Raw genomic sequence first — 1,055 nt, forward strand, 5'->3', positions numbered from 1 at the left:
CTGGCTTCGATCTGGCGATAGGCTTCTGCATTGTCAGGGTCGCGCTCCCAGGCCCGGAAGGCGTCCCACGTCTCCAGGTCCACATCCGGGTCCTGCAGTTCGCTATACCAGCGCGCCGCGGCATCAAGCCGGCCCGTCTCCTCGTCGTTGTCGTTCATCACGTGGGTATCACTCAGCCTTGTCGGGACGCGGGGGCGCCCGCTTGCGAGAGGGATTTCGCAATGGCCGCCAGCGCCTCGGCTATATCACTCCGGACGGTCCTTGGCGACACGGCGAGGCGCCTGGCGACCTGGTCATGGGTCAGGCCCTCCAGCCGGTGCAGCATCAGGGCTTCGCGCTGGCGGGGCTTCAGGGTATCGATCGCTGCCTGGGCGATGGCCAGCAATTGCGCATCCATCACCTGCTGTTCAGGGGTCGCTGTCCGGTGGCAGGCCAGCCTGTCACCCATCTCGCTGATCTCGGCATCCATGCGCCGGCTCCTTGCATAGCCCGATTTGAGGTAGTCGCGCGTGAGGTTGCGCAGGATCGTGAACAATAGCGGGCGCAGCTCTTCCACGGGCTTGTCGGAATAGGCGCGGGTCGCGGAGATGAAGGCTTCCTGGACGAGGTCTTCGGCGTCTTCTGCATTGCCGATGCGGGATCGGCTGAAGCGGAGGAGTTCGGGGTGGTGGGATTGGTAGAAGTGGGTCAGGTGTGTGGGGGTGGGGCTGACACGATGGTCATCGCCTGCGGCGTGGCGCGATTGTGCGCGATCGGGGACGGAAACGCGTGCGGGTCCTGCCGCAACGGTGGCCAGGCTGGAGTGGCGCAGTGTCTCTGCGCGTTGAAAACCGGGGTTTCGTTTTCGATCCTGCATAGGGGGCGGTTCCTGCAGCCGGCGATGATTGGAATCCGGCAACAGCTCTAAGCAGCACAACCAAAATTCAATTCAGAGTATACTCCGTGGCAATATACTCTGCAATTCAATTCAGTCTCGAAAATGGAAATTCGAGAGATATTCGCGTTGAACTTGAAGCGGTATAGACGCAAGGCTGGCCTTTCGCAGGAAGAGCTGG

At 61.8% G+C, this 1,055-nt stretch carries 2 protein-coding genes; both read right to left on the reverse strand.

What is annotated here, in order from left to right; all coding sequences use genetic code 11:
• On the reverse strand, positions 1–158 hold a 158-nt coding region (locus HY30_RS20740; protein ID WP_155839410.1), incomplete at its 3' end, for a FecR/PupR family sigma factor regulator.
• A gap of 14 nt (positions 159–172) precedes the next feature.
• Positions 173–856, reverse strand: a complete 684-nt coding sequence (locus tag HY30_RS17470; RefSeq protein WP_034744013.1) for an RNA polymerase sigma factor — start codon at positions 854–856, stop codon at positions 173–175.
• Between the last annotated feature and the right edge of the window lie 199 nt (positions 857–1,055).

Source organism: Hyphomonas chukchiensis (assembly GCF_000682695.1).
Taxonomy (GTDB): Bacteria; Pseudomonadota; Alphaproteobacteria; order Caulobacterales; family Hyphomonadaceae; genus Hyphomonas; species Hyphomonas chukchiensis.